This window comes from Streptomyces sp. NPDC091682 (genome assembly GCF_044756625.1).
In the GTDB taxonomy this organism is placed as follows: Bacteria; Actinomycetota; Actinomycetes; order Streptomycetales; family Streptomycetaceae; genus Streptomyces.
The window spans coordinates 1-18816 of the sequence record NZ_JBIVTH010000040.1 but is presented as its reverse complement, the minus strand read 5'-3'; the positions used below and the strand labels follow the sequence as shown (position 1 = coordinate 18816).

Annotated in this window: 19 protein-coding genes and 1 pseudogene; 16 read left to right on the top strand and 4 right to left on the bottom strand. The window is 72.0% G+C overall.

Annotated elements, in window-relative coordinates; translation table 11 throughout:
- The first annotated feature begins 44 nt into the window (after positions 1 to 44).
- The 16 genes from ACIQK6_RS41315 (at position 45) to ACIQK6_RS41240 (ending at position 13039) form a co-directional block, all read left to right on the top strand.
- Positions 45 to 377 (top strand): MerR family transcriptional regulator, encoded by a 333-nt coding sequence (locus ACIQK6_RS41315; protein ID WP_402697587.1) that lies wholly within the window; start codon positions 45 to 47, stop codon positions 375 to 377.
- Positions 317 to 943: a hypothetical protein gene (locus ACIQK6_RS41310; RefSeq protein WP_329107297.1), complete on the top strand. Its 627-nt coding sequence runs from the start codon at positions 317 to 319 to the stop codon at positions 941 to 943. The genes ACIQK6_RS41315 and ACIQK6_RS41310 overlap by 61 nt, the downstream gene beginning before the upstream one ends.
- 423 nt (positions 944 to 1366) lie before the next feature.
- Entirely contained in the window at positions 1367 to 1858 is a 492-nt protein-coding gene (locus ACIQK6_RS41305; RefSeq protein ID WP_329107295.1) for a CBS domain-containing protein, read from the top strand.
- A gap of 615 nt (positions 1859 to 2473) precedes the next feature.
- Positions 2474 to 2938, top strand: coding sequence for a hypothetical protein (locus ACIQK6_RS41300; RefSeq protein WP_329107292.1), 465 nt, complete (start codon positions 2474 to 2476; stop codon positions 2936 to 2938).
- The gene (locus ACIQK6_RS41295; protein ID WP_402697567.1) at positions 2911 to 3834 is read left to right on the top strand and encodes a hypothetical protein; all 924 of its coding nucleotides are present in this window, start codon (positions 2911 to 2913) and stop codon (positions 3832 to 3834) included. Before ACIQK6_RS41300 ends, ACIQK6_RS41295 begins: the two co-directional genes overlap by 28 nt.
- Positions 3821 to 5221, top strand: a complete 1401-nt coding sequence (locus tag ACIQK6_RS41290) for a V-type ATPase 116kDa subunit family protein (RefSeq protein WP_329107288.1) — start codon at positions 3821 to 3823, stop codon at positions 5219 to 5221. The genes ACIQK6_RS41295 and ACIQK6_RS41290 overlap by 14 nt, the downstream gene beginning before the upstream one ends.
- Complete coding sequence (locus ACIQK6_RS41285; protein ID WP_329107286.1) at positions 5218 to 5637, top strand: ATP synthase subunit C; 420 nt, start codon at positions 5218 to 5220, stop codon at positions 5635 to 5637. Before ACIQK6_RS41290 ends, ACIQK6_RS41285 begins: the two co-directional genes overlap by 4 nt.
- 2 nt (positions 5638 to 5639) lie before the next feature.
- On the top strand, positions 5640 to 5858 hold the full coding sequence (locus ACIQK6_RS41280) for a V-type ATP synthase subunit F (RefSeq protein ID WP_329107284.1): 219 nt from the start codon (positions 5640 to 5642) through the stop codon (positions 5856 to 5858).
- Positions 5855 to 6373 carry a hypothetical protein gene (locus tag ACIQK6_RS41275; protein WP_329107282.1) on the top strand — a complete coding sequence of 173 codons (519 nt, stop codon included), beginning with the start codon at positions 5855 to 5857 and terminating at the stop codon, positions 6371 to 6373. The genes ACIQK6_RS41280 and ACIQK6_RS41275 overlap by 4 nt, the downstream gene beginning before the upstream one ends.
- Complete coding sequence (locus ACIQK6_RS41270; protein ID WP_402697564.1) at positions 6361 to 8100, top strand: V-type ATP synthase subunit A; 1740 nt, start codon at positions 6361 to 6363, stop codon at positions 8098 to 8100. Before ACIQK6_RS41275 ends, ACIQK6_RS41270 begins: the two co-directional genes overlap by 13 nt.
- Positions 8097 to 9488, top strand: coding sequence for a V-type ATP synthase subunit B (locus tag ACIQK6_RS41265; RefSeq protein ID WP_402697562.1), 1392 nt, complete (start codon positions 8097 to 8099; stop codon positions 9486 to 9488). Before ACIQK6_RS41270 ends, ACIQK6_RS41265 begins: the two co-directional genes overlap by 4 nt.
- On the top strand, positions 9485 to 10159 hold the full coding sequence (locus ACIQK6_RS41260) for a V-type ATP synthase subunit D (RefSeq protein ID WP_329107277.1): 675 nt from the start codon (positions 9485 to 9487) through the stop codon (positions 10157 to 10159). Before ACIQK6_RS41265 ends, ACIQK6_RS41260 begins: the two co-directional genes overlap by 4 nt.
- Positions 10160 to 10468: 309 nt before the next feature.
- Positions 10469 to 11245 (top strand): PspA/IM30 family protein, encoded by a 777-nt coding sequence (locus ACIQK6_RS41255; RefSeq protein WP_329107275.1) that lies wholly within the window; start codon positions 10469 to 10471, stop codon positions 11243 to 11245.
- Positions 11242 to 11520, top strand: coding sequence for a hypothetical protein (locus ACIQK6_RS41250; RefSeq protein WP_329107272.1), 279 nt, complete (start codon positions 11242 to 11244; stop codon positions 11518 to 11520). The genes ACIQK6_RS41255 and ACIQK6_RS41250 overlap by 4 nt, the downstream gene beginning before the upstream one ends.
- Before the next feature lie 5 nt (positions 11521 to 11525).
- Complete coding sequence (gene htpX, locus ACIQK6_RS41245) at positions 11526 to 12443, top strand: zinc metalloprotease HtpX (protein WP_329107270.1); 918 nt, start codon at positions 11526 to 11528, stop codon at positions 12441 to 12443.
- Between the two features lie 17 nt (positions 12444 to 12460).
- On the top strand, positions 12461 to 13039 hold the full coding sequence (locus ACIQK6_RS41240; RefSeq protein ID WP_329107268.1) for a hypothetical protein: 579 nt from the start codon (positions 12461 to 12463) through the stop codon (positions 13037 to 13039).
- 8 nt (positions 13040 to 13047) lie between these two features.
- On the opposite strand, the gene ACIQK6_RS41235 is transcribed toward ACIQK6_RS41240, so the two are convergent.
- The 4 genes and pseudogenes from ACIQK6_RS41235 to ACIQK6_RS41220 all read right to left on the bottom strand — a co-directional run.
- The gene (locus ACIQK6_RS41235) at positions 13048 to 14568 is read right to left on the bottom strand and encodes an ArsR family transcriptional regulator (protein ID WP_329107266.1); all 1521 of its coding nucleotides are present in this window, start codon (positions 14566 to 14568) and stop codon (positions 13048 to 13050) included.
- A 448-nt stretch (positions 14569 to 15016) separates the two neighbouring features.
- Positions 15017 to 16174: a site-2 protease family protein gene (locus tag ACIQK6_RS41230; protein ID WP_329107264.1), complete on the bottom strand. Its 1158-nt coding sequence runs from the start codon at positions 16172 to 16174 to the stop codon at positions 15017 to 15019.
- Positions 16175 to 16560: 386 nt separating this feature from the next.
- Complete coding sequence (locus ACIQK6_RS41225) at positions 16561 to 16983, bottom strand: CBS domain-containing protein (protein WP_402697585.1); 423 nt, start codon at positions 16981 to 16983, stop codon at positions 16561 to 16563.
- Positions 16984 to 17416: 433 nt separating this feature from the next.
- Positions 17417 to 18571: pseudogene (locus ACIQK6_RS41220) on the bottom strand (PP2C family protein-serine/threonine phosphatase); the annotation flags it as partial.
- Positions 18572 to 18816 lie beyond the last annotated feature (245 nt).

The following is an 18816-nucleotide window of genomic DNA, read 5'->3' as shown; positions in this document are numbered from 1 at the left end:
AGTACGGGAGCCGTGGCGCAGCGTCTCGGAGTGGCAGCGGGACGCTGCGTTCGTGGGAGCGGCGTTATGCGATCGGGCCCGCTGTCCGCGTCGCGGGCAAGCATCGGCGCTGGCTCCCGGAGAACATCGCCCGTCTGGAGGAGATGTGCCATCTGACCGGGCAGGGGGTACCCCCCGCGGAGGCCGCGCGAGCTGCCCGGGTGAAGGCCGCAGGAGCGTTCCGGTTCGAGGACGATGCACCCGCGACCGGGGAGGCGGGCTCCTGGAGGACCCGCGACGCTGCCACTGGGGCCGGTCCGTTATCCCTTACCGCAAGGTGTACGCCCACCCCAGCGGCCACGCCGCCTACTACCCCGGCACCGCAGCACTGTTCATGAAGGTCCTCTTCGACCCCGCCGAAGGCAGGCTGCTCGGCGCGCAGGTGCTGGGCCGGGACGGAGTCGACAAACGCATCGACGTCCTCGCGGTCGCGCAGCGCGCCGGGATGAGCGTCTACGACCTCGAACACCTCGAACTCTCCTACAGATCGGCGAAGGACCCGGTCAACATGGTCGGCTTCCTCGTCGCGAACCTGCTGCGCGGCGACATCCACCTCTGGTACCCGGAGGAGTTCCCCGAGTGCGCCGAACGGGCCCTGATCCTCGACACCCGTACCCAGGCCGAGTTTTTCGTCCTCATCCCGTACACCGAGCTGCGCGAGCGGCTGTCCGAGATCCCCCGCGACCGCCGTGTCTACATGTACTGTCGCTCCGGCTTCCGCAGCTACACCGCCTACTGCGTGCTGCGCCAGGGCGGCTGGGAGACGGCGTTCCTGTCCGGCGGGACGATGACCTACCACGGCTTCCACAAGACACCGCCGGCGACCGGCGCGGCCGGCATGCCCGTCGTCACCCATGCCGAAGACGTACTGGCCCAGCTCCCCGGCTCCCTGACAGCCGTCTGACGGGGTCGGTGGCCGCGCCACGACGGGCAATGGCGTTGACGTGCCCCTGGCCGCCGCGGGGCGTGGGCGGGCGGCGCGGTCCCAAGCGGGACCGGGCACCGAGCGACGTGCACGACCTCGACGCTTTCCCGGCCGGCTCGCCCAAGGCCCCGGAAGCGTCGGCCGGTGATGGTCGGACAGTTCCGCCGCTCCACACGTTCCCAGAAGATCGCCCTCATCGATCCCCCTCGGTCGGACCGCCCGAGAACCGAGCAGCATCACCGGTGCGACTCCGACGCTTGACGAGCAACGTCGATCGGCAGCCTTGGAAGTGAGGAGTACAGGGCCATTCGGTCCCACCGTGGAGGCCCGCTCGGCCCTCGCCGGGGTCCTGTAACCCGACCTAGGATGAACGATACGGAGCCAGTGGGAAGGAGCCGGACAATGAGCGTGTCCGCATCCATGTCCGCGCCCGCAGTGTCCGTCAACGCCACGACGACCATCGGCGAGGCGGCCCGCCGCATGGACGTCTATGGCGTCGGCTGTCTGGTTGTGACGGAGGGTGAAGGACTTCACGGCATCGTCACCGATCGTGACATCGCGGTGCGCGCGGTGGCCGCGGGGCTCGATCTCGACGAACCGGTAAGGAAGATCATGACCACCCCGGTTGTGACCGTCGCCCTTGCCAGCGACATCCACACCGCCTACGAGACGTTCCGCAACAGCAGCGTCCGGCGCCTTCCCGTCCTCGACGGACAACGTGTCGTGGGCATGCTGACAGTGGACGATCTGCTGATGGACGTCTTCCGGAGGGTGGCGGATCTGCTCGGCCCGGTCGCCTGGAGCGTCCTTGAGGAGCCTCCTGGCCCCCGGGACGAAATCGGCCCGCACGCACCGGTCGACGGAAACGGCCCGACCCGTTCTCGTGGGTCCTGATCGTGCGGTGCACGGCTGTCAGCCGCTGTGGACCGAGGCGGTGGAAACGCGCGGCGGACCACCGAAGCCGAGTATCACCATGGCGCACGCGGCCCACGCCTTGGTCATTCAGGTATGAGGGCGTCGGTGGCGAGTACGGCCTCCTGGAGGAGGTCGAGGGCCTGGGGTGCCTGCCCCCCGGCCGTTCACAGCAATGTCGTCCACGTACTGTCCGTAGCGCATTTGGTCGAACCAGCGTTCGCACCCGTCCGCCGAGTCGCCGGAGAGGATCCCGTCGGCGCCTCCGCGCTGGGGGTGGCCGCAGCCGCCGCAGCGATGCTCACCCCCAGCACCGAGGCGTTTGACCCTGCCCGCGATGCGGCGATTCGACGGCGAGATCGCAACACACCGGGAGATGCCAACGCAGCCACCTGCGCCTGAGGCCGAAGGCGAGTCGGCGAATGGGAAGCCCGACCCCGTGCCCGGCCCGTCCTCGCCATGCCGAACGAGGCCCCGCATTCACCGCGCACACCTCCCCGGCAATTCGTAGGGGGCGGGCGGGCGGCTCGTCCCGAAGAGACAGGTCGCCCGTGGGTGGCGAGACTGGAGAGAACACCCGACGGCAGGAGGGCTCTCGTGGTGAGGTTCTGGGACTTCCTGGCACGATTCCGCCCCTGGGGCACCCCGGGCCCGGCCGATACGGGCGTCCCCGCCGACCGTGAGGCGGAACTCTCAGCCGAGCTGGATCCGCTGCTGGCCGGGCTTGCGGAAGTTCAGGCGGAGGCGGCGGAGATCCGCGCCGAGGCGGTCCGGGAGGCCGAGGGCATCCGTCACCGGGCCGCGGTCCGGGCGGCGGAGATCGTGGCTGCGGCCGAGGCCGGGGCACGGCAGGCGCGGGAGCTGGCCGAGGCGCCCGCTCGACGGGCAGCGCGGGCGGAAGCGGCGCAGATCATGGCCTCCGGGGTACACGCCGCCGAAGCGTTGCGCCGCAGGGCGGATGCCCGGCTGCCCGTTCTGGCCGACCGCGTGGTCGACGACGCCTTCAGTGAACTGTCCGATGTGGGGAGGGCCCGGTGGGCGCCGGGTGGGTCGCGGGAGTGATCCGGGCGAGGGCTCTGGTCTCCCTGTGCGCCGGTGCCTACGCCGGCCGGGAGCCGGCGGCGTGCGCCACACTGGGCGAGGCGCTGCGATCCCTGGCCACGACGCCGTACGGCAGACGCCTGCATGCCGAGTCGGAGCTCGCCGATGTTCAGCGGGCGGTGTCCGCGACCCTGCTGTGGCAGCTGAGAGTGCTGGCCGGCTGGCTGCCGCGCTCGGGAGCGGATCTGCTCCGGCCGCTGGCAGCCGGGTTCGAGATCGCGAACGTCGAGGCCCGCCTGCGCTCGTTCTCCGGGGCGCCGGAGCCGGCGCCCTACCGGCTCGGCACGCTGGGCACGGCATGGCGTCGTCTCCAACACGCCGGGACCCCGGCGGAACTCCGCTCGGCCCTCGCCTCCTCGCCCTGGGGCGACCCTGGCGCGGACACCCCCCGGGCAGTGCTCACCACCCTGCGGATGGCGGCCGCCGACCAGGTCTGCAGGACCGTGGGGCCCGCGCGGCGCTGGGCCGTCGGCCGGGCGGCCCTGCTGACGGCGCGCGAGCACTACGTGTGCGGGCGCCCGCTCCCCGGACCGGCGCGGACGCACGCGGTACGGCTGCTGGGCTCCCGGGCCGTGGACGCGACTGACTTCGGTGACTTCCGGCGTCGTCTGCCGGCGACCGCACGCTGGGCCGTGGACGGCATCGCCGACCCGCACGAGCTGTGGCAGGCGGAGGCACGCTGGTGGCAGGTGCTGGCGGACGACGGTGCCGGCCTGCTGCGCATCCCGCGTCACGGCCACGCCCCCGTGGTGGGGGCTGTGGCCGTACTGTCCGCGGATGCCTGGCGCGTACGGGCCGGGCTGGAGCTGGCAGCACGCGGCGGAGGGTCGCTGGAGGTGCTCGATGCCATCGTCTGAGGCCCTCACACCGGTGCGTATGCGACGGGTGGCGGTCGTCGCGCCGTACGCGGCTCTGCGGGAGACCCTGGTACGGGTCGCCGACGCGGGCTGCGTCGAGCTGGAACGCCTCGAAGAAATGGGGCCCGGCCCGGCGGGCAGACGGCTTCAGCGGATACGGACACCGGGGAGGGAGCCCGTGCTGGCGGCCGCGGCGCCCGACCTCGATGCGCTGGAACGCGAAGGCCGGGTGGAGTTGCTGGCGGGCGAGGCACAGCTGGAGGAGCGGCTGTACAGCGCGGTGCGACGCGGGGAGGTCGCCGCGCTGGCCGGATGGTGTCCGGCGGCGGAGGTGTCGCGGCTCGGACAGCGGCTGGCTCCCATCGGCGGCGCGCTGGTACCCCTGGGTGCGCCGAGGGGCGTCGATCCACCCACCCTCCTGCGTGGCGCGCAGCGGCCGGCCGGCGGGTTCACTCCGCTCGTGACGACGTTCGGCACGGTGCCGTACAAGGACTTCGACCCTTCCTGGCCGGCCGGAATCGTCTACGTCGCGATGTTCGGCCTGATGTTCGGCGATGTCGGGCACGGTGGACTGCTGCTGCTCGCCGCGCTGACGCTGCGGCTCGGCCGCCCGCGGAAACTCGCGCGATGGCGGCGGCTGTGGCCCTTCCTCGCCGGGGCGGGGGCAGCCGGAATGCTGGCGGGCTTCGCCTACGGCGAATTCTTCGGCCCCACCGGGCTGCTGCCCGTCCTGTGGCTGAACCCGCTGGACGAGCCGGAGCGGCTGCTGGCTGTCTCGATCGGCATCGGCGCGGTGCTGCTGACGCTCGCCCTGGCCGCGGGTACCGTCAACCGCTGGCGTGAGGACGGACCGGGCCGCGCCCTGTACGCGGCCTCGGGCTCCGCGGGGCTCGCGCTGTTGCTCGGCCTCGGCCTGGGCTGCTGGGGGCTGTATCTGCACCACTGCCCGGTTGTCGTCGCCGGGGCCGTGCTCGCGGCTGCCGGGCTGGCGCTGGCGGGCGTGGGGCTGTTCCAGGGCACGGCCGGCGGGGCGGCCGGGGCGGCCGAGACCGGCGTCCGGCTCTTCGACGTCGTGGTGCGGACCGGGACGAACACCCTGTCGTTCGCCCGGCTCGCCGCGTTCGGTCTCACCCATGCCGCGCTGGCGGACCTGGTGTGGCGGGGCACCGCGGGGCTCGCGGACCGCGGTCCGGGGTACCTGCTCGCCGCGGTCGTGGTGTTCGTGGCAGGAACCGCCGCTGCCGTCGCGCTGGAGGCCCTGGTCGCCGCGGTACAGGCACTGCGGCTGGAGTTCTACGAGATCTTCTCACGGGTTTTCGAGACCGAGGGGCGACCGTTCCGTCCCTGGCACGTTCGCACGGCCGCCGACGCGGAGGTGACCTCGTGATCGCATGGCTGATCGTCCTTCCCCTGCTGGCATTCGCTCTCTGGGCCGTTCGTCTGCTGGCCCGGCGGCGGCCGAAATCAGCCGTGCGATGGCTGCTCGCCTCGAACCTGCTGCTCCTGGCAGGCGCCGTCGCGCTGCTGGTCACCGGGCTCAACGGCGCCGCGCAGGGTGCTCCCGTACAGCAGAGCGGCGAGCCGGCCGGGCCGAACTCGGCCGCGCTGTACTCGGCCGCCATCGCGGTGGCCGGTGCGTCGATCGGGTCGGCCCTCGCCGTCGCCTACACCGGGGCGGCCGCGCTCGCCGCGCTGGGTGAGCGGCCCGAACTCTTCGGCCGGGCCATCGTTATCGTCGGGCTGGCCGAGGGCATCGCGGTGTACGGCCTGGTGGTCGCGATCCTGCTGATCGGACAGGCCTGACCATGGGTACGGTGGCCGCCATCGGCGAACAGGTCAAAGTGGCCGGCCTTGCCCTCGCCGGGGTGGACGTACATCCGGCTGAACGGCCGGAGGACATCCGCAGGGCCTGGAGGGAGCTCTCCGGGGACGTCGCGCTGGTCATCGTCACTCCCGCCGCGGCGGCAGCGCTGGGGCCCGGGATCGACAGCACCGAGCCGCTGGTGGCGGTGATGCCTTCATGACCGCCACGGGCACGGAGTGGGCCGACACGCTGGAACCGGCACGGGCCGAGCTCCTGCGTGTGGCACACGAGGCGGCCGACTCCCTGCTCGCCGAGGCTGCCGAGGACGCCCGTCGTACCCTCGCGTCCGGCAGCGACAAGGCCGCGGCGACCCTGGAGCGGGCCCGCCGCCAGGGCCGGGCGGACGGTGCCGCCTTCGCGGCAGGCGAAGTCGTACGGGCCCGCCGGCGCGCGTACGCACTCGAACTCCAGGCCCGGAAAGAGGTGTACGAGGACCTCCGCCGGCGTGTCATCGACGGCGTCCTGCACGCCCCCACCGACCACGCGGCACTGCGGGCCCGCCTGGAGGCGCGGGCACGAGACCTGCTCGGACCCGGAGCGTCGGTCACGGCCGTCGCGGACGGCGGAGTGCTGGCCGAGGCCCCGGGCCGCCGGGTCGATCTCACCCTGACCTCCCTGGCCGAGCGTGCGCTGGAGCGCGCGGGCCCGGAGGCGGAGACCCTGTGGGCGCCGTGAAGGCGCCGCACGACGCCGTGGAAGCGCCGCGGATCCTGCGCGTCGCCGGACCGCTCGTCGAACTGACCTACACCGGCGGCACGGCCATGCACGACGTCGTGCTGCTCGGGGAGGCCGCCGTCCCCGCGGAGGTCGTGTCCATCAGAGGGGACGTGGTCACCGCCCAGGCCTACGAGTACACGGGTGGTCTGGCCCCGGGCGGCCCGGCACGTCCGCAGGGCGGGCCGCTCTCGGTGCGGCTGGGGCCCGGGCTTCTCGGCGGGGTCTTCGACGGTCTGCTCAGGCCGTTGGCGCACGCCGGCGACCGGCTGACGGCGGGGCACACGGGCACGCCGGAGGAGCGCACCTGGTCGTTCACGCCGTCCGTGCCCGAGGGCGGGCAGGCCGCTGAGGGCGAAGTACTCGGCGAGATCGGCCTGCCGGTCCCGTTGGGCGTGCTGGTACCACCCGGCTGCTCCGGTCCGGTGACGCGGATCGCCCCGGCGGGCTCGTACGACGAGGGCACGGTCGTGGCGGTCGTCGCGGGCAAGGAGATCCGGATGTCCGCCCGGTGGCCGGTGCGCAAGCCTCGGCCGGTGCGCGAGCGGCTCGGCGCGGTGGAACCGCTGACCACCGGGCAGCGGGCGATCGACCTGCTGTTCCCCATGGCGCTGGGCAGCACCGTCGCCGTGCCCGGCAGCTTCGGCACGGGCAAGACCGTGCTCCTTCAGCAGATCGCCAAATGGTGCGACGCCGATGTGATCGTCTACGTCGGCTGCGGGGAGCGCGGCAACGAGATGGCCGATGTGATCGCGGAGCTGTCCGAGCTGGAGGATCCGCGCACCGGCGGGCGGCTGCACGACCGTACGGTGGTCATCGCCAACACCTCCAACATGCCGATGATGGCCCGCGAGGCGAGCATCCACACCGCCGCCACGGTCGCCGAGTACTTCCGGGACATGGGCCTCGACGTGGTGCTGATCGCCGACTCGACGTCCCGGTGGGCGGAGGCCCTGCGGGAATTCGCCTCCCGGATGGGCGAATTGCCGGCCGAGGAGGGCTACCCCGCCCGTCTCGCCTCCGAGTTGGCCGCCTTCTACGAGCGGGCCGCCGCTGTACGCACCCTCGGCGGCCGCACGGGATCGGTCACGGTGATCGGCGCCGTGTCCCCGCCCGGCGGTGATGTCACCGAACCGGTCACCGCACATACGGAGCGCTTCGTCCGGTGTCTGTGGTCCCTCGACCGCGACCTCGCCTACGCCCGCCACTATCCGGCGCTCTCGTGGTCCGCTTCCTTCTCCCGGGATGTCGCCGCACTCGCCGCTGCCCGCGAGAGGGCCGGCGACCGGGACTGGCCGCAGCGGCGTACCCGGGTGGCCGCCCTCCTGACCGAGGCGGACCGGCTGGCCGACCTGGTCGAGCTGGTCGGCGTCGCCGCGCTGCCCCCGCAGGAGCGCGTCAGCGTGCTCGCCGGCCGCCTGCTGCGCGAGGGCGTCCTGCAGCAGAATGCGCTGTCGCCGCTGGACTCCTACTGCTCGCCCGCGAAGACGGGCGCCCTGGCCGAAGCCGTCCTGACGGTGGTCGCACGCTGCGGCGAACTGGCCGACTCGGGTGCACGGGCGGACGCCGTCGAAGCCGTCGATTTCACGCCGCTGCTGCGCGCCCGTGAGGAAGCCGGCCCCGAGGACACGACGGCGGTGGAAGCCGCCCGGGACACGGTTCTGGCACGGCTCGGGGAGGCGCTGTGACGGCCGGGTACGAGGTGGAGTACACGGACGTCCGCGAGGTGCGCGGCCCGCTCCTCGTCGTCGGCGGCGTGAGCGGCGTCGGGTGGGACGAGTTCGTCCGGATCACCCTCGGCTCCGGCGAGCGGCGGCACGGGCTGGTGCTGGAAGTGGACCACGACCTCGCCGTGGTGCAGGTCCTGGAGGACACGGCCGGCATGGATCCGTCCGGCACCCGCATCGCCTTCGCGGGAACGCCGCTGCGCATTCCGGTCGGTACCGGCTGGCTGGGCAGGATCTGCAACGGCCGTGGTAAGCCGGCCGACGGTGGTCCCCCGGTCCTGGGCGCCACCTACGCGGCGGTCGGCGGGACGCCGATCAACCCGGTGCGCAGGGAACCACCTTCCGAGCCGGTGCTGACCGGGGTGGGCGCCATCGACGTGCTCACCACCCTGGTACGGGGCCAGAAGCTGCCGGTCTTCTCGGCCGCGGGGCTGCCGCACCTCGAACTGGCCGTCCAGATCGCGGCACAGTCCAGTTGCGCGGGCGAGGCGTTCAGCGTGGTGTTCGCCGGGATGGGACTCACCCACCCCGACGCCTCTTTCGTCCGTGAGGGTCTGGCGGAGCGCTCCGCCTCCGGGGAACTGGTCCTGCTGCTCAACACCGCCGACGAACCGGTGATCGAACGGCTGCTCACTCCGCGGCTGGCGCTCACGATCGCGGAACACCTCGCCTTCGACGAAGCCCGGCACGTCCTGGTGGTGATGACCGACATGACGGCCTACGCGGAGGCGCTGCGCGAGGTGTCCGCCGCCCGCGGCGAGATCCCGGCGCGGCGGGCGTATCCCGGCTACCTCTACAGCGATCTCGCTTCGCTGTACGAACGCTGCGGAAGGATCCGGGGCCGGCCGGGGTCGGTCACCGTGCTGCCGCTGCTCACCATGCCGGCCGGGGACATCACCCATCCCGTGCCGGATCTCACCGGGTACATCACGGAGGGCCAGATCGTACTGTCCGGCGAGGCCCACGCCCTCGGTGTCTATCCGCCCCTGGACGCGCTCGGCTCGCTGTCGCGGCTCATGCGGAAGGGGGCCGGACCGGGCCGGACCCGGGAGGACCATCTGGACGTGGCCGCGCAACTCGTCGCCGCCCTCGCGCGGGCCCGGCAGGTGCGGGAGCTGGCCGATCTGATCGGGCGGCCCGCGCTGAGCCCGGCGGACCTGCGGTACCTGGACCTCGAACATGCCTGGCTGACGAGGTTCCTCGCCCAGCGGCCCGACGAGCACAGGCCGCTCGACCAAGCCCTCGACCGCGCCTGGGAGGTGCTGCACGCCTTGCCGCGTAGCCGGCTCACCATGATCCCCGCGGCTCTGTACGACGCCCATCACGACGACGGGGGGCCGCACCCATGACCGGGCAGCACCGGGTACCGCCAGGGCGAGCGGGCCGTCTCAGGTTGCGGCGCAGCCTGGACACCGCGCTGCGCGGAGCCGACCTGCTGGAGCGCAAACTGCACATCCTCCTGGTCCATGAACAGGAGCTGCGGCGGGCGGAGGAGGAGGCAGACCGTGGGTGGCGGCAGCACCTGGGAGAAGCGGAGACGTGGCTGCTGCGCGGACTGCTGCTCGGCGGGGAACAGGCGCTGGCATCAGCAGTGGTGGCGGACCGGGCGGAGGCCACAGTGGAGTGGACCGCGACGATGGGGGTACGCCACCCGTCCGGTGTCTCCTGGACACCCGCCGCGCGCGCCGCGGCCGAGCCCACCCCGGGCAACACCGCCCTCGTCGTGGCCGAGGGCGCCTACCGCGAGGCGGTGCGGGCCGCCGCGGAGTTCGCGGCGGCCCGCACCGCCGCCCGCCTGCTCGCCGAGGAGACCCACCGGACGCGGCTGCGGGTGCGCGTGCTGCGCCGGCATTGGATCCCCCGGATGCATCGGGAGCTGGCCGCGGCAGATCTGGCCCTGGAACAAGCGGAGCACGAGGACGCGGTGCGACGGCACTGGGCGGCCGGCCTGCGCGCGCGGCGTGAAGCGGTGTCCGCGAGGTCGGCCGGCGGGACGAAGTCCGGAGAGGAGGCACCGTGATCCACAGCGCCGGAACCCTTGCGAGCGTGCTCGGCCTGCTGGAAGACGAAGTCGGTCGCCGCCTCGTACGACAGCTACCGGTGCCGGGGTGATGGTGATGTCGCCCTCGTCACCGCGAGCACCACGGGCCCGCATCGGCGAGGTACCCCCGACACGATCAGGCTGCCGTGCCTCGAGAGGACCGGGACAATGGAAGAGCCACGCTCTGCGTCGTAACCCGAGGCGAGGGCGTGTGACCGACGTGCCCGGCGCGCACACCCAGGCCGGTCGTATGCGGACGGCGTCGGCGTCGAGAGGAAGGCGGTCGCCATGACCAGCATCACTCAACGCATCGCCGGCTTGTTCCGGGTCAAGGCGAGCAAGGCACTGGACGAAGCCGAGGACCCGCGCGAGGTGCTGGACTACTCCTACGAGCAGCAGCGGGAGATGCTCCAGCGGGTCCGGCGCGGCGTGGCCGATGTGGCGACCAGCCGCAAGCGGGTCGAGCTGCAGGCCGGCCAGTTGCGTCAGTCCGCGGAGAAGCTGCAGGGCCAGGCGGAGCAGGCGCTCGCCGCGGGGCGTGAGGACCTGGCCCGCGAGGCGCTCACCCGGTGCACGGCCGTGGCCGCGCAGATCACCGACCTGGAGGGCCGGCAGGCGTCGCTGAAGGACCAGGAGGAGAAGCTGACCCTGGCGGCCCAGCGCCTGGCGGCGAAGGTGGACGCGTTCCGTACCCGCAAAGAGACGATCAAGGCCTCCTACACCGCCGCCGAGGCCCAGACCAGCATCACCGAGGCCGTCACCGGCATCGGCGAGGAAATGGGCGATGTGGGCCTGGCCATGCAGCGCGCCCAGGACAAGACCGAACAGCTCCAGGCGCGCGCGGGTGCGCTGGACGAACTGATCGCTTCCGGCGTCCTGGAGGACGCCACCTTGTCGACCGGGCGGGACGACATCCGGACCGAGCTCGAGCGTGTGACCGCGGGCCAGGACGTGGAGATCGAGCTGGCCCGGATGAAGGCCCAGCTCCCGGCGGCCCCCGCTCCGGCAGCAGTCGAGAGCCCGAATTCCCCGAAGGGCCCGTCGGACCAGGAGGCGAAATCATGATCATGCGGATTCTGGGCGAGGGCCAGTACGAGATCGCCGAAGAGCACCTGGCCCGGCTGGGCGAACTGGACTCCGCCCTTCAGGCGGCGGCCGACGTGGGGGACGACGCGGCCTTCACCACCGCCCTGTCAGCGCTGCTGGACGCGGTACGCACCCTCGGCGCTCCGCTGTCGGACGAGACGATCACACCGTCCGAGCTGGTGCTGCCCGACGAGGGCACCAGCCTCGGGCAGGTACGGGAGCTGTTGTCCGACGAGGGCCTGATCCCGGGGTGATGGCGATGCGCAGCCGTTTCGAGCCCGACCGGCAGCTGACCGCCCGCATGGTGGTCACCATGTTCCTGCTCGGGCTGGTGTACGTGGCGTTCATCGCCGCGCTGATCGTCCTGCTCAAGTCGGTCGTCCTGGTGGTCGTCATCGCCGCGGGGCTGCTCGCCGCGCAGTACTGGTACTCCGACCGGATCGCCCTGTACGCCATGCACGGCCGCCTCGTCACGCCCGAGGAGCAGCCCCTGCTGCACGGTGTCATCGACCGGCTCTGCGCCACCGCGGACATGCCCAAGCCCCGGGTGGCCGTCTCCGACATGGACCTGCCCAACGCCTTCGCCACCGGCCGCAACGCGGAGAACGCCGTGGTCTGCGTGACCACCGGACTACTGCGCCGCCTGGAAACGGAGGAGCTCGAAGGCGTCCTCGCACACGAGCTCTCGCACGTCGCGCACCGCGATGTCGCGGTGATCACCATCGCCTCGTTCCTGGGCGTGGTCGCCGGGCTCGTCGTCCGCTTCGCGTTCTACTCCCAGCTGTTCGGCGGACGCGACCAGCGCGACCAGAACACCGCCGTCGTCTTCATGTCCGTGATGGCGGTCTCCGCCCTCGTCTACGCGGTCAGCTACCTGCTCATCCGGGCCCTGTCCCGCTACCGCGAGCTGGCCGCCGACCGGGCCGCCGCCATGCTCACCGGGAAACCTTCCGCCCTCGCCTCGGCGCTGACCAAGGTCAGCGGAGACATCGCTCGGATCCCGACGCGGGACCTGCGCACCGCCCAGGCGTTCAACGCGTTCTTCTTCACCCCCGCCCTCGGTCCCGGCACCGCAGTGGCGAACCTGTTCTCCACCCACCCCAGCCTGGAACGCCGCTTGGCCGCGCTCGAAGAGATCGCCGCCGAGCTGAGCGGACCCGGCGAACAGACACCCTGAGAAGGAGCTGATCCGCCGTGGGCTTCTGGGATGCCCTGTTCGGCCGCAGCAGGCTGGTCAAGCCCGACCTGGACCAGCTCTTCGGCCTGCCGTCGGCAGCCATCACCCTCCAGGCCGCCATCGGCTTCACTCCGACCGGCCTGGGCTCGGTGTGCTTCGCCGCCATCGAGGGCGGCGCCTTCGCCCGAATCCGACAGGAAGTACACGCCCTCCTCGACGCGGACGCCGAACGAGCGGGCCCTCCGGTGGAGTTCCGCACGGATGAGTACGGGTACGCGTGGCTGCTGTCCCGCCGTGACCCTGCCGAGCTACCCGCCCTGGTCAACGACCTGCACGCGGTCAACACCGCCTTGGAGGAGGGCGGCTTCGGCCCGCAGCTCCTGTGCTCCCTGGTCACCTTCCACGACGCAGAACTGCGCCCGCTCGCCCTCGTCTACCTCTACAAGCGGGGCGCCTTCTACCCTTTCGCCCCGCTGCCCGGCCAGAAACGTGACAACCCGCTGGAACTCCAGGTCAAGGCCGCGGTGAAGGACGACCTGCGCATCGAGGAGGACCTGGGCCGTTGGTTCCCGCTCTGGGGCGCCCCCGGCCTGTGACGACGTGTCTAGGCACCCCGGTACAGTCGTTCAAGATCGATGAGCATGACCTCGTCGCGCGCCTGCGCCGCATGCAGTTCCGGGCTGAACCCCGATGCCCCGTAGAGAGCCAGGCGCACCCGGCTCACATCCTCCTCTTCCCGGGATGCGAGTGTGTCGACGATGCTGCGCAACCGTTGCATGTGGTGGATGTCCATGCCGGTCTGCCATCGCGCGAGCCCCACCGACAGGAGGGCGCCGGTCCTGTGGCCGTCCTGCTCGCGGACCACGACCTCGGCCTGCAACGCGGTCGCCGGGGCAGCGGCACCGAGTGAGCCGTGGGCGGCGGCCACGTGGTCGGCGCCGAAGGTGTCGGGAGCGGCGAAGCGGACTGCCCAGTCCCGGCACGTCTGGGCGAACTGGGGTCCGGCTACGCGGGAGTGGAAATCGGTGCGCGCGTCTTCCCACACGGCTTCGGCGGCGCCCTGCTCAAGCAGAGTCCGACACGGCCGGGCGACCGCATGCTCGAATGCCAGGAGCTGGTCAGCGGGCCGGTGACGCACAAGGGCCGGCCGCAGTCCGTCCGGTTCCGACCGGAGCAGTCCGTGCTCCCGCAGGACGGTGAGCGCCTGAGAGGCATCGGTGAGCTGCTGCCCGAGGAAAGAGGCGATCTCACCCTGCCGCGTGCATCCCGCGGCCAGGGCGGACAGAACGGAATGGCTAGCCCCGGGACTGAGATGTCCGGTCTCCTCGTCCACGAGGTGGCGGGCTTCACGGAACAGCGGCGTGCACGGATTCAGGACGGTCCGGCAGACCCAGGCGTCGAAGTCGTTCCGGTCTGCGGGAGCGTCGCCGCCCACGTAGTCGTGCCGGTAGGCCGGGGTTCCGCCGACGACGGCGTACACGAGGAAGGCCAGCTCCGGGTCGTCGATGCCCCACAGCCGTGCCGCCTTGCGGAAGTCGAACGGCTGGAGGTCGACCTTGAGAGCGGCTGCGGCCGCCAGCGCGGCGGCGGGCGCGAACAACCGGTTCATCACCGGCCCCGTATCGCCTGCGAGGATCAGGCGGGCACGGTTCTCCTGGGGCGAGCGCTCCAGGCGGCGGACCGCCCCGTGAACAGCGGATGCCAGAGCCGGGCTCGCCGCGACGAGGGCGGGAAAGGAGTCGATGATGACGGGCAGCGGACTTGAATCACCCAGCGCGAGCAAGGCGTCCACTGCCTCCTTCCAGTCACTCCAGTGGCTGGGCTCCGAGACCTGCCGGTAGCGCGCGTACTCCGCACCCAGTCTGCGCAGTGACTCGGCTTCGGTAGCCTCCTGTCCACCGAAATAGAACCCGCCGGTGGCCCGCGCCATCGATTCCAGCAACAGCGTCTTCCCTTGGCGGGGCCGGCCCAGGACCGCACCCAGACCCGTCCTGGCATGCGGATCCTTCGAAAAGGCGAGCAGCGCCGACCATTCGTCCTCCCGGTCGAAGAGCCGAGCAGGCTTGCCCGAGAGATCGGGGCCCCCGGCCGAGGTGTGCTGTCGCTGTCCCTGTACGGCATCCACGCCATGCACCTCCGGAACAAGCTGGGGATCCCTCCATTCTCAGGCCCGTGGCCGTCCGGCGCGCGCCGCGCCGCCCTTCCCGGCGCCGGCGGAGCAGCGCGTCGTGGCCGTCAGGGGAAGGCCGACGGCAAGTGCACGAACAGTCGGCGAACGGCACGCACGCCCGGACATCGGCAGGGCGGGTCCGCCCCGTCGCGGCGGCTCGGCACGTGGGCCGGTCGGTCCCCGAACCGGTCCTGCCGGGCCCCTCCCGGTCTCGTGCCACGACTGGGGTGGTGAAAAGCCGGGTGGTGCTGTACGTCACCGCGAGCCCCGTCGGCAGGCCTGCGCGTTCCCCCGCCCGGTCCGTCCCGGCCGGTGCGAGGACATCCGGCCTCCCGGCCGGGCCGTTCGGCCCTGCGAGCCGAATCCCGGATTCCTGCCGCTCCGCAGGAGGGAGCCGCGCGTCTCACGGCACACCGCCGAAGTGCGGGGGCCCTTTGGCGGTCATCAGCCAGGACACGGTACGGCTGATGTCCGAGTACGCGACGATGCCGACGAGGCTGCCGCTCTCGTCCACTACGAGAGCCCGCTGCCCACCTCCCGCCGGCATCCGAGCCAGCAACTCGGCCAGCTGGGCGTCCGGGCCGACGACGGTGACGTCCGAGAGCGGGACCATCACCTCCTGGACCGTCACCGACCCGCGTTGCCGCTCGGCGACCCGCCCTGCCGCGCCGAGCGTCAGCAGCCCCACCGGGGAATGCCCGTCGTCACCGATGACGGGAAAGACAGAGTGGTGGTAGCGGTAGCGGGGATCGCCCAGGAGCGTCGCGATGGACAACCCGGCGGGAACGGTGCCCGGGGAGGTCGTCATGGCATCCCGTACCGGCACACCGGCCAGGACCGCACGCAACTGCGCCTGCTGCCCCTCCGCGGTCGCGGCAGCGATCAGGAACCAGGCGATCATGACGATCCACAGCCCGCCGACCACGTCACCGCGGGCGAACAACAACAGACCGACCAGGAGGAGGAACCAGCCGAACCCGCGCCCCGCCGCTGCCGCACCTGCCGCAGCCCTCACCCGGTCACCCGTCCGCCACCACAGGAAGGCGCGCAGCAGTCGGCCTCCGTCCAGCGGAGCGGCCGGCACCGAGTTGAACAGGGCCAGCAAGAGATTGATCACCGCGAGCCATACCAGCGCCTCACTCACCGGCCCGGGCCCCGCGGCAGCGTCGACCAGCCACGCAACGAGCGCGAAGCCCCCGCCCAGACCCAGGCTCACCAGCGGGCCGACGCCGGCGATCCGTAGCTCGGCGGCGGGCGTCGACGCTTCCGATCTGAGCCTGGCCACACCCCCCAGAAGCCACAGCACGATGTCGTCGACGTCCACATTGTTCCGCCGGGCCACCACGGCATGGGCCAGTTCGTGAGCGAGCAGAGACGCGAAGAACACCGCTGCGGTGACCAACCCCACCAGCCAGTAGATCCACCCGGAACGCCCCGGGTAGGCATCCGGCAACCGCCCTTCGGCCAGCCCGAGTGCGATGAGCATGAAGATGAGCAGGATGCTCCAGTGCACACCGATCCGAACCCCCGCGATCCGACCCAGCGCGAATGTCGGCTTCACAGCTCCTCCAGCGTCGTATCCCTCAGCGGGCACGTATGTCACCCCACGGGACCTGCGAGGTGAGATCCCTCGCCCGGGCGCCTCCGCACCCGGGTCGTCACCCCCGGCGGTACCGGACGCGGCCTCTCCGGCCGGCGGGCCTGTCCGCGGGTGCCGGCGACGGGCGATCAACCGAACAGGTCGCGGACGCGGATGGTGTCCACGGACCGCCCCTGTGGTGTGGCTCTGCGGCGCGTCGGCGGCAGACCGACGGACCTCTCACGTGCGGGCAGCGGCCCGCTCGGTCCATCGTGGGCACCCGGCTCCCGCCACCGCTCCGGGCCCGTCCTGCGTGCGGCCGCGCGGTCGTTCGTCCTGGCCATCTCATCCTCATCCTGTGACGCCGCTCATGGAACGGGGTTCACCCGGTCGTCACGGCGGGGCCCGAGTCCCGGGGTCATCGAGAACGGTCCGATCGCTCCCCCCTCCGCGGCCCGGGGCCCAGGGGCCGGGTTCCGTACGAGGGCGGCGACGATGTCGGAAGCTGTCAGCAGTCCGACCAGCCCGCCGCCGCTGCCGAGCACCGGCAGGGCATCGCAACCGTTCTCCGTCATGGCGAACGCTGCCTTGCGTACGCTTTCCTGCGCCCGGACCGCCACCCGCCGGCGCCCCGACACCAAGGTGCCGACGTCCAGTGCCGAGAGCACGACGGCGGGCGCGGAGCACGCGACCGCGATGTCGCAGCGGTCGAGGAGTCCGGAGCACCGGCCGTCCGGCAACAGGACGGGAAGGTGCGCGGCACCGGTCCTCTCCAGCAGCTCCCAGGCCATGAGCACGGTCTCGTCGGCGGCGATGGCCACCACGTCCCTTCGCATGACCTCCCCGACGGTCCAGGTCGTCACGGGCGTGTCCGGCCCGGTCGGTGGGGGCCGTGCCTGCGGTTGTGTCGCCGATCCCATGCCAGCCCCTCCTCTCCGCGTCGTGAGGTCTTGTCCCGGACATCAGCATGGCCCTGAACGGAGCCCCGGGCAGGTGCCGGTCGGGCCCCTCAAGGGGACCGGGAGGCCCATGGCCCTCCGGCGCCCGACGCACGAAGGTGGAGGAGGCAGTCGCACCCTGTTCCCGGGAGGCCGAGCCGTGCAGACACCAGAATCCGAAGGAAACGGGCCCAGCCTGCGCGTCGACACCGGCGCTACGAGAGCCTGCCGGGCGGCGCCGCGAACCACCAGCGCCGGACGCAGGCATTAGGTCCGCGTGCTCCGTCAGGATCCGGGCGAGAGCGGCCAGTCCTTCATCGAGTGGCCGGTCGGGGTGCTCGACGAGGCCGTCGGTGTAGAAGACGAGGGCCGCGTTCGGGGGCAGGGAACAGCGGTGGTCCCGGCGGGGATGCCCCGTATCCACGCCGAGGTGCAGATCCGGGTCGCCGTGGAGGTACCGGGCGGCCTCTCCCGGGATGACGAGCGCTGGAGGCAGGTGCCCCGCAGTGCTCCAGTGCGCCTCCCAGGCGCGGCCCGCCGGCTCGACCAGGGCCAGGCACACCGTGGTGACCGGGTTGTCGGTGATCGCCTCCAGCGTGCGGTCCAACTGGGCGAGCACGGCGCTGGGCGGGGTGCGGCGTTCGTAGAGCAGGGCACGCAGCATGTTGCGTATCTGGGCCATCGACGCCGCCGCCTGCATGTCGTGCCCGACGACGTCCCCGATGACCACCGCGCAGGCTCCCCCGGGCACGAGCACCGCGTCGTACCAGTCGCCGCCCAGTCTGGCTCCCTCGGCCGGGCGGTAGTGCGCTGCGGCCGTGAAGGGAGCCAGGTCCGGCAGCGTGGGCAGCAGGAGGCGCTGAAACCGTTCGGCGCCGGCCCGGATCTGGGTGATCAGACGTGCCTTTTCGATGGCCACCCCCGCTGCGCCCGCCAAGGCGAGGACCACGGCCTGGTCATCGGCGTCGAAGGGCCTGCCGTCGCGACGGTCGGCGAGGTACAGATCCCCGTACACCTCGCCCTGGACCCTGATCGCCGTTCCCAGCAGCGTGCGCATCGGCGGGTGTCCGGGCGGGAAGCCGGAGGACTCCGGGTGGGCGCCGATGTCATCGACCCGCAGGGGTTCGGGGTGGCGGATCACATGGCCCAGCAGGCCCCTGCCCTGCGGCTTCTCGATGCCCGCAAGGCGGCGCTTCTCCTGCTTGGTCAGTCCCAGCGTGATGAAGTCCTGAAGTCCCTCGCGCCGGTCGTCGAGGATGCCGATGGCTCCGTAACGGGCGTCGACGAGGGCCAGCGCGCTGGAGACGATCCTGCGCAGCACACCCGGCAGCTCCTTCTCCCCGCTGACGGCGAGCACCGCGTCGAGCAGCCCCCGAAGCCTTTCCTCGGTCTCGGCGAGAGCCCTGGCCCGGTCCGCGATGCGGTCAAGAGCGATATCCATATCGAACGGATGACCGCCGGAAGACCGAGGGAAGTCCCTCGCATCCATCGCCACCGCCCCTCTCACCGGCCCCCGTCACCACGGGCTCCGCTCTTCCCAGTCTGCAGGCCCGGACGAGAGTCGGACACCCGGGGATCCGTGCCCCGCCTGCCCCCGTTATGTTTTTCGCGGTCCTGCAATGGGGCCGCTGGCCTCCGGGCCCGGTATGACTGTGTCCCCTCTGTCGGACGAATGACCTGGGGGGT

Bases quoted from the DNA above. Each gene is read 5' to 3' on its own strand.
- htpX (WP_329107270.1), top strand. From the start codon at position 11,526: ATGCGCAGCCGTTTCGAGCCCGACCGGCAGCTGACCGCCCGCATGGTG.
- ACIQK6_RS41250 (WP_329107272.1), top strand. From the start codon at position 11,242: ATGATCATGCGGATTCTGGGCGAGGGCCAGTACGAGATCGCCGAAGAG.
- ACIQK6_RS41260 (WP_329107277.1), top strand. From the start codon at position 9,485: ATGACCGGGCAGCACCGGGTACCGCCAGGGCGAGCGGGCCGTCTCAGG.
- ACIQK6_RS41305 (WP_329107295.1), top strand. From the start codon at position 1,367: ATGAGCGTGTCCGCATCCATGTCCGCGCCCGCAGTGTCCGTCAACGCC.
- ACIQK6_RS41225 (WP_402697585.1), bottom strand. From the start codon at position 16,983: ATGGCCTGGGAGCTGCTGGAGAGGACCGGTGCCGCGCACCTTCCCGTC.
- ACIQK6_RS41275 (WP_329107282.1), top strand. From the start codon at position 5,855: ATGACCGCCACGGGCACGGAGTGGGCCGACACGCTGGAACCGGCACGG.
- ACIQK6_RS41255 (WP_329107275.1), top strand. From the start codon at position 10,469: ATGACCAGCATCACTCAACGCATCGCCGGCTTGTTCCGGGTCAAGGCG.
- ACIQK6_RS41290 (WP_329107288.1), top strand. From the start codon at position 3,821: ATGCCATCGTCTGAGGCCCTCACACCGGTGCGTATGCGACGGGTGGCG.
- ACIQK6_RS41280 (WP_329107284.1), top strand. From the start codon at position 5,640: ATGGGTACGGTGGCCGCCATCGGCGAACAGGTCAAAGTGGCCGGCCTT.